We start from the raw sequence: 7,909 nt of genomic DNA on the forward strand, positions 1-7,909 counted from the left end.
ATTCGGCAATCGTGAAAAACGCGCCCGACCACGGTGTCTTTGATCGGAAGTGCGATTGCAACGCAATCGCATGATCGGTCGATGACGAGATGCAGGGGTTCTGGGCGATGGGGGGCTTTCTGAAGAATAAGGCTGGGTGTCCGGCGGAGCAAGCGGGCCGGATGCTGGGCGGCCAGCGGCGACGCGGCGCAGGATTGCTGGCGGCGACCATGATGGTCGCTCTGTCGGCCGCAGCGCCGGTGCTGGCCGAGGAGCGCGTGGCCCAGGCCGCGCCGGGCGCCGAACAGCGCGCCTTCAACATTCCGGCCCAGCAGCTGGCGAGCGCGTTGAACGCCTTTGGCCGGCAGGGCGGTATCCAGGTGACGGTGGACAGCGCTACGATCACGGGCGTCCAAGGGCAGGCCGTCGCCGGCCGCTTCACGGTGGACGAGGCGTTGCGCCGCCTGCTCGCCGGAACCGGAGTCACCGGCCGCTTCATCGACGACCGCACGGTTCTGCTGACCAAGACGGCGCCGCAGGACGGTGCCGTCCTGTTGGACCCGGTGATGGTGGAGGCGGCGGCGAGGGCACCGCGCACGTCCGTCATCGGCGGACTGCCGCCGGACTATGCCGGCGGGCAGGTGGCGCGGGGCACGCAGGTGGGACTGCTCGGCAACCGCGATGTCATGGACACGCCCTTCGCAACCTCCAGCTACACCGCCCGGACCATCGAGAGCCAGCAGGCGAAGTCGCTGGCCGATGTGCTGGCGAACGAGCCCTCCATCCGCAGCGACTGGTCGTCGCGCGGCGGCTACAGCGACAGCTTTTCACTGCGCGGGCTGGCCGTCGGGGCGGGCGACGTGGCCTTCGGCGGCCTCTTCGGCGTCGCGCCCCGCACCTTCACCTCGCTGGAAGGGATCGAGCGGGTCGAGGTGCTGCGCGGATTGAGCGCGCTGGTCAGCGGCGTGCCGCCCGGCGGTTCGCTCGGTGGCGTCATCAACCTCGTGCCCAAGCGGGCGGGGAACGAGCCCCTGACCCGTTTCACCACCAGTTACGAATCCGACGGCTATCTGGCGGGCCATGCGGACATCGGCCGCCGGTTCGGGCCGGACAACGCGTTCGGCGTCCGCGTCAACGCCGTTTACGGCAAGGGCGACACCGCCATCGACAACCAGTCGGCCGAGATCAAGCACGCGACGGCCGGCGTCGATTACCGGGGCGACGCCGTCCGCCTGTCGGGCGACCTCGGCTATCTGGAGCGGAGGACCGACGCGCCGATGCGTGCGGCCAGCGTGTCCCCGACCCTGACCGACGTGCCGGGGGCGCCGAAGGCCGGAACGAACTTCGCCCAACCCTGGGGCTTCGTGGAACTGAAGTCTCTGCACGGAGCGCTGAAGGGCGAGGTGGATCTCGGCTCCTCCGTCACCGCCTACGCCTCGGCCGGCTTCCGCCAGAACCCGACCGACCTGCTGGTCAGCGTGCCGACGATCACCGCCCTGAACGGCAACTTCACGGAGCGGAACCTCTATTTCTTCGACGACGTGAATTCCCAGACCGCCGAGACGGGCCTGCGCACCGATTTCGACACCGGGCCGGTGAACCATCGCGTCAATCTGAGCGCCAGCGCCGTCTGGCAGACCCGCTACAACGTGACCTACACGCTGAACACGGTCGCCTCCAACCTCTACAACCCGGTGGTCGTCCCGAAGCCGAACCTCTCAGGCTACGACACCCATCCGCGGCTGCTCAGCCGTCAGAGACTCGCCGGCCTCGCCATCGCCGACACGCTCTCCGTTCTCGACGAGCGGGTGCAGTTGACGCTGGGTCTGCGGCGCCAGCAGGTGACGACCGACAGCTACAACGGCGCCGTGCCGAGCCGGCAGACCAGCCGCTACAGCGAGAGCGCCACGACGCCCGCCGTGGCTCTGGTGGTGAAGCCCGATCCGCGCCTCTCGCTCTACGCCAACTACATCGAGGGCCTGTCCCAGGGGCCAGTGGCGCCGAGCGGCACGGCGAACGCCGGCCAGGTCTTCGCGCCCTTCGTGTCCAAGCAACTGGAGGCCGGGGTCAAGCTCGACCTCGGCCGGCTCGGCGCGACCCTCAGCGCCTTTCAGATCACCCAGCCCAGCGGCCTGGCAACGGCGAGCCGAACCGGCGGACTGCCGGTCTTCGGCGTCGATGGCGAGCAGCGCAACCGCGGCATCGAACTCTACGGCTACGGCGAACTCACCGAGGGGCTGCGGCTGCTGGGCGGCGTGATGGTACTGGATGCGGTCCAGACCAAGACGGCCGGCGGGGTCAACAACGGCAAGGACGCGGTCGCTTCGCCGGACGTGCAGCTCAATCTCGGGCTGGAATGGGACACGCCCTTCCTGGACGGGCTGACCTTGTCCGGCGGCGCCGTCTACACCAGCGGCCAGTATGTGAACGCCGCCAACACCCAGCGAATCCCGAGCTGGACGCGCTTCGACGTCGGCGCCTCCTATCTCGTCGAGGCCAAGGACACCCCGATCGAACTGCGGGCCCGAGTCACCAATCTGTTCGACAAGAGCTACTGGGCCTCGGCGTCGCCGCAACTGGGCGCTTTGTCCACCGGGGCGCCGCGGACCTTCGCCCTGTCGGCCAGCGTCGGATTCTGAGCCGCACGGGATGCGCCACGCGGCGGTTCTTGCGCACCGGGTCGTCGGGCTGGCGATCGCGGCCTTTCTCCTGGTGGCCGGCCTGACGGGCAGCGTCATCGTCTTTCGGGACGAGCTGGACCGCTGGCTCAACCCCTCGATGCGGGTCGACGCCATGGCCGAGCCGCTTGCCCTGTCGGCGCTGGTCGAGCGGCTGGAGGCTGCCGACCCGCGGGTGCGCATCACTTACCTCTACCCGCCGAAAAGGCCCGGCGAGGCGGTGTGGGCTTCGGTCGCGCCGCGTCCGGAGCCGGCGACGGGGCGGCCCTTCCAGCCGGGCTACAACGAGGTCTGGCTGGACCCGGCCGATGGCCGTGTTCTGGGCCGGCGCGAGGCGGGCGCGGCGCGCTTCGACCGGGCGCACGCCGTTCCCTTCCTGGTCACACTGCACCACAACCTGCATCTGCCGGGGGACTGGGGGCGCTGGCTGCTGGGTGTCGTGTCCATCCTGTGGATGCTCGATGGGGTCGTCGCGGGGTTCCTCACCCTGCCGCGGAGTCAGGCCCCGTGGCGCGGCGCCTTCTGGCGCAAATGGCGGCCGGCCTGGGGCATCAAGCGGTCTGCCGGTGGCCACCGTCTCACCCTCGACCTGCACCGTGCCGGGGGGCTGTGGCTGTGGACCATCCTCGCCCTGCTGGCGGTGACCAGCGTCGCGATGAACCTGCCCGGCGAGGTCTTCCGCCCGATGGTCGCCGTTTTCGGCACGGTCAGCCCGTCCCCCGTCGCGGCGATGCCGAAGCGCGGCGGCGTGACCGGACCGCCGGCGATCGGCTGGACCGAGGCGGCCATGGCCGCGCGGGCCGCCTTGCCGGCTGGTTGCGTGGACTGGCCGCTGCGTTACGTGGCCTATCTTCCCGGCCCCGGGGTCTATCGCGTCGGCTTCGCGGAGCCGGAGTTCCGGGAAGGCGCCTTTCGCGTCGCGCGGGAAGAGGTCTATGTGCGGGGCGACAGCGGGGGCGTCGCCGGACGGGCCGGCTACCTCAGCGGAACGACGGCCGACCGCTTTCTGCTCTGGCAGTTCCCGCTCCATTCCGGCCGCATGTTCGGCTGGGCGGGCCGCGTTGCGGTCGCTTTCGCCGGGTTGATGGTGGCGGCACTGTCGGTGACGGGAATCCTGATCTGGTGGCGGAAGCTGCGGTCGCGCCGGCAAGCCGCGGTCGGCAGGGGAGGAAATGCACGGGTCTAGCGCGCCATGCTCGGCCGGAGCCTTCGCCGCGTTCCTCCACTGGACAGCGGTCAATCACGGCGGTACGTGGCGTGCCGCAGCGCCGGGGCCAGTCCGACAGCAAGGCGGCGGCTAGCCCCCTGCCGGCGATTGTATGAGGCGGAAAAACTGCGGTTGGTCGCCGAGCGCCCGGAATTTTGGCCGAGTCGCCGCCTTTGCGCCTGTGGGACGGTGTCCGTTCGCACATTCGCAAATGGTTGCGGTTCAAGAAAACCGACACGGAGTTGGGCTTGGTCTGCCGATGAGACCGACTGTACGACAGGCAACCGGTCAGATATGTTCCCTCTACGTTCTATCTGAAGGGATAATCCTGTATTTTGAAAACCTTTGGTTTCTAATTCAATCGTGCCGCGACATTCTTCCGTGTGGAGTGATCCTCTCCGATCGATGTATGCGCTTTCTCGCGAATAGCAAGAAACGGTTGAAGAAGAAGGGTTTTTTGCGAGTACTATTCAGCGTTCCCGGCCAACAACGCGTTACGGAAGCTCCTATATACCAATAATTAGCTCTTGGTCATGCATTGATCCATATGGGACCGGTGCGTGTGCCGGCCGCATGACGTGGGGCTGACAGATCGTGGCGAATCCGACCTTCACTATGATCGGCACCAACAGCTTCGGCCTCTCCGACATCGGAAGCGAGGCAGCTCCGGTGCTGGCCGACCTCGACGGCGACGGCGATCTCGACCTGTTCGTCGGCAACGCAGACGGCAACACGCTCTACTTCCGAAACACCGGATCGACGCTGTCGCCGACCTTCACGCTGGACAGCACCAATCCGTTCGGGATCACCAACGTCAGCGCGGGCGGCGCGCTTCCCGCTTTCGTGGACATCGACGGTGACGGCGATCTCGACCTGTTCGTCGGCAACCATGCCGGCACCACCCTGTTCTTCCGCAACAACGGGGCGGCGCAGGCACCAGCCTTCTCGCTGGAAGGCACCGGCCTGTTCGGCATCCAGAGCGCCGGCAGTTACGGGGCGCCGAGCTTCGCCGATCTGGACGGCAACAGCGATCTCGACCTGCTGATCGGAAGCGCCGACGGGAACATTTCCCTTTACCGCAACAACGGCTCGAGGCAAGCGCCGACCTTCTCGCTGGCGGGGACCAATCCCTTCGGCCTTCCCCGCGACATCGAGGGTTACGCGTCGCCCGCTCTGGCGGACATCAATGGGGACGGCCTCGTCGACCTCATCACCAAGAGCACCGTCTACGTCAATGTCGGCACAGCGGCGGCGCCGACCTTCTCGCTGCTTGCCACGAATCCGTATGGGGCTCTTGGCCCCGGAGCGTATCCGCGGCCGGCCCTGGGCGATCTGGACGGCGATGGCGACCGCGATCTGGTGATCGGCGTCGACGGCGGCGATCTGGAGTATTTCCGCAACGTCGCCCCGGTGTCCGTGACGCTGGGCAACGGCGGAAACACGATCGCGCTGTCGCAGATCAACACGCTGACCGGCGGCACCGGCATCGACATGGTTTCGCTGGTCGCCATCGGGGCGACCTTCATCGTCACCGGGGTCGAGACGCTGACCGGCAGCACGGCCACCGACGTCGTGATTCTGGGCAGCGCCGGCAACACGCTTCTGGTGAGCCGGGTCGAGACGCTGACCGGCGGTTCGGGCACCGATGCGGTGGCGCTGGGATCCTTCGGGAACACGATGCTGGTGGGCGGCGTCGAGACGCTGACCGGCGGCACCGGCATCGACGTTGTGACGCTGAACTCCCTCGGGAACACGATGCTGGTGAACGGCATCGAATCGCTGATCGGCGGCATGGGCGCCGACGTGGTGAGGTTGGGCAACAGCGCGGGCAACACGCTGACGGTGTTCCGGCTGGAGACGCTGACCGGCGGGATCGGCACCGACGTGGTGACGTTCGCCAATGGCGGCAACACACTGCTGGCGGAGGGCATCGAAACGCTGACCGGCGCCACCGGCGTCGATTCGGTGACGCTGGGCAACAGCGCGGGCAGCACGCTGACGGTCCGATTGCTGGAGAGCCTCATCGGCGGGTCCGGCGCCGACATCGTGACGCTGGGCACCGGCGGCAACTCCCTGACGGTCCGCTTCCTGGAGAGCGTCGTCGGCGGCTCCGGGTCCGACACCGTGACGCTGGGCACCGGCGGCAACACGGTGTGGGTGATCGGTGTCGAAACGCTGCTGGGCGGTTCCGGGTCCGACACCGTGACGCTGGACAGCAACGGCAACACGCTGACGACCCGGCTTGTGGAGACGCTGTTTGGCGGTTCCGGCCTCGACATCGTGACGCTGGGCAGCGGCGGCAACACCATCGAGGTGTCGCGCCTCGATACGCTGTTCGGCGGTTCCGGCACCGATGTGGTGACGCTGGGCAGCGGCGGGAACACGCTGCTGGTCCGGCTGCTGGAGACGCTGACCGGTGGTTCCGGCACCGACGTCGTGATGCTTGGCACCGGCGGAAACACCCTGAGGGTGAGTGGCATCGAGACGCTGACCGGCGAGTCCGGGACTGACGTCGTGACCATGCTCGACACCGGCGGCACGATCCAGGTGAGCGTCGTCGAGACTCTGCTCGGCGGCACCGGCACCGACGTGGTGACGCTCGGCGGCGCCGGCAACACGCTGTTGTTGGCCCGCCTGGAAACGCTGACCGGCAGTTCCGGTATCGACGTGGTGACGGTCTCCGCCAGCGGCCTGACTGCGCTGGTCAGCGGCATCGAGACGCTGAACGGCAACAGCGGCCAGGAGATCGTGACGCTGGCCAGCGGCGGCAACACCATTCAGGTGTCGCGGCTCGAGATCATCACCGGCGGAGCCGGCACCGACGTGGTGACCTTCGGCACGACGTGGGGCAACACCCTGCAGGTGAACCTCGTCGAGACGCTGTTTGGCGGTTCCGGCCTCGACATCGTGACGCTGGGCACCGGCGGCAACACCATCGAGGTGTCGCGCCTCGAGACGCTGTTCGGCGGTTCCGGCACCGATGTGGTGACGCTGGGCAGCGGCGGGAACACGCTGCTGGTCCGGCTGCTGGAGACGCTGACCGGCGGTTCCGGCACCGACGTGGTGACGCTTGCCACCGGCAGCAACGTGATGACGGTGAGCGGCGTCGAAACGATCAATGGCGGCTCCGGTCTCGACATCGTGACGCTGGGCAACAGCGTGGGCAACACGCTCACGGTGTGGCGGATCGAGACACTGATCGGCAACAACGGCACCGACGTGGTGACGCTGGGCAATGCCGGCGTCACGCTGCTGGTGGACGGTGTCGAGAGGGTGGTCGGCGGCATCGGCACCGACCTTGTGGAACTGGGCAGCACCGGAAACACGCTGCTGGTGAGCGGCATCGAGACGCTGACCGGCGGCATCGGGGCCGACGTGGTGACGCTGGGAAGCAGCGACAACACCGTGCTGGTGACCGGCGTCGAGACATTGACCGGCGGCGCCGGCACCGACGTGGTGACGCTGGGCAGCGCCGACAACACGCTCGCGTTGGCTGATGTGGAGACGCTCATCGGCGGCGTCGGCACCGACGCGCTGACATTCGCCCCGGTGGGCAACCAGGGAACCCTCTTCGTTTCCGGCATCGAGACCGTCTACACGCCGTTCCAGACGTTGACGCTCAACGGTGTTGACACGCTGATCGTCCTGCCGTCCAGCCCGTCCACGCCGGTGCTCAGCCCGACGTCGGACAGCGGAGCGGCCGGGGACTCGTTGACCAACGCGTCGCAGCCCACGCTGACCGGAACCGCCAACGCTGGCAGCGTCGTGCATCTTTACGGCAACGGCGTCGAGATCGGGACCGAAACCGCCAACGGATCCGGCGACTGGTCGATGGTTCCTGGTACGACGCTCGCCGATGGCGATTGGACACTGACGGCCAAGGTGATTGTCTCCGGCGTCGAGAGCGGAGTGTCAGGGCCTTTGCTGCTAACGATCGATACCACCGCACCGTCGCCGACCAGTCTTGCGCTGGCGGCCGTATCAAACAGCGGGTCGACGGCGGACACGCTGACCAGCGTGACGGCCCCGGTGATCACGGGCAGCG

At 67.8% G+C, this 7,909-nt stretch carries 3 protein-coding genes; all 3 read left to right on the forward strand.

All coding sequences use genetic code 11. From position 1 onward, the window contains the following. The first annotated feature begins 161 nt into the window (after positions 1 to 161). Positions 162 to 2,618, forward strand: a complete 2,457-nt coding sequence (locus tag FHW79_RS17090; protein WP_183180063.1) for a TonB-dependent receptor — start codon at positions 162 to 164, stop codon at positions 2,616 to 2,618. Between the two features lie 10 nt (positions 2,619 to 2,628). Next, the gene (locus FHW79_RS17095) at positions 2,629 to 3,843 is read left to right on the forward strand and encodes a PepSY-associated TM helix domain-containing protein (RefSeq protein ID WP_183180064.1); all 1,215 of its coding nucleotides are present in this window, start codon (positions 2,629 to 2,631) and stop codon (positions 3,841 to 3,843) included. Between the two features lie 615 nt (positions 3,844 to 4,458). Continuing rightward, positions 4,459 to 7,909: FG-GAP-like repeat-containing protein (locus FHW79_RS17100; protein ID WP_183180065.1), on the forward strand; the 3,451-nt coding region annotated here is incomplete at its 3' end.

This window comes from Azospirillum sp. OGB3 (assembly GCF_014192915.1).
Taxonomy (GTDB): Bacteria; Pseudomonadota; Alphaproteobacteria; order Azospirillales; family Azospirillaceae; genus Azospirillum.

Bases quoted from the DNA above. Each gene is read 5' to 3' on its own strand.
- FHW79_RS17090 (WP_183180063.1), top strand. From the start codon at position 162: ATGCTGGGCGGCCAGCGGCGACGCGGCGCAGGATTGCTGGCGGCGACC.
- FHW79_RS17095 (WP_183180064.1), top strand. From the start codon at position 2,629: ATGCGCCACGCGGCGGTTCTTGCGCACCGGGTCGTCGGGCTGGCGATC.